This window comes from Criblamydia sequanensis CRIB-18, assembly GCF_000750955.1.
GTDB lineage: Bacteria > Chlamydiota > Chlamydiia > Chlamydiales > Criblamydiaceae > Criblamydia > Criblamydia sequanensis.
In genome coordinates, this window is record NZ_CCEJ010000022.1 from 1 (window position 1) to 1,174 (window position 1,174).

A 1,174-nucleotide genomic window follows, 5' to 3' on the forward strand; every position below is an offset into this window, starting at 1 on the left:
ATCATAGACCACAAGGCCCGGAGTATTTGTTGTAAAGTCCGGAATAGGGGTTGATGTGGGCGCTCCCGGACAATGATGTGGGGGCTCCCGGACAATTAAGGGTAAGCGTGAAGCTTTGGCTTGTCTCGCCGCAGTTGTTGGTCGCAGTAACTGTTACTAAGCTTGAGGAATCATCTTGAGGGTTAATTCCTGAAATCACACCTGTCACAGGATCAATAGAGAAGCCTAAAGGTAAGCCTGTCGCGCTAAATACAATAGGCGATGCGCCCACGGTATTTGTAAAGAAAGGAGAGACATCATAGACCACAAGGCCCGGGGCATCCGTTGTTAAGTCCGGAATAAGGGTTGATGTGGGGGCTCCCGGACAATTAAGGGTAAGCGTGAAGCTTTGGCTTGTCTCGCCGCAGTTGTTGGTCGCGGTAACCGTTACTAAGTTTGAGGAATCATCTTCAGGGTTAATTCCTGAAATCACACCTGTCACAGGGTCAATAGAGAAGCCTAAAGGCAAGCCTGTCGCGCTAAATACAATAGGCGATGCGCCCACGGTATTTGTAAAGAATGGAGAGACATCATAGACCACAAGGCCCGGCGCATCTGTTGTTAAGTCAGGAATAGGGGTGGATGTGGGGGCTCCCGGACACAGCAAGCTAAGTGTAAAAGGCTGGCTTGTAGATCCGCAAGTGTTCTCGGCTGTCACTGTCACAATAGTGACTATTCCTTCTTGCAAGTTAATGCCTGTAATCACACCTCCGATCGGATCAATAGAGCTTCCGATTGGCAAGCCGACAGCTGAAAATACAAGAGGCGAGGCGCCGACAGGGTTTGTAAAGAATGTTGATACGTCGTAGACATAAGCTCCGGGAGCTGTCGTTGAAAAATCAGGGATAGGGACTGAAGTTGGGACACCGCCCGGGCATTCAGGATTAAATGAAATTGTAAATGATTGAGCTACAAGTCCGCACCCGTTTTGCACAATCACAGTCACTAAGAAAATTTCGCTTACCTGAATATAAACGCCGTTAATGACGCCGGTTTCAGGGTCGATAGTTGTGCCGGGAGGCAGACCCGTCGCTGAAAACACAGCGTTCTCAGTGTTAGAAAAATATTGGGCCGTATCAATTGAATACGGACCGAAATCGGTTATAAAGGCGTTTGGTATGGGCGCTAAAATGCC

Annotated in this window: 1 protein-coding gene; it reads right to left on the bottom strand. The window is 48.7% G+C overall.

From position 1 onward, the window contains the following. Position 1 precedes the first annotated feature (1 nt). Positions 2-1,174: putative Ig domain-containing protein (locus CSEC_RS13290; protein ID WP_237559251.1), on the bottom strand; the 1,173-nt coding region annotated here is incomplete at its 5' end.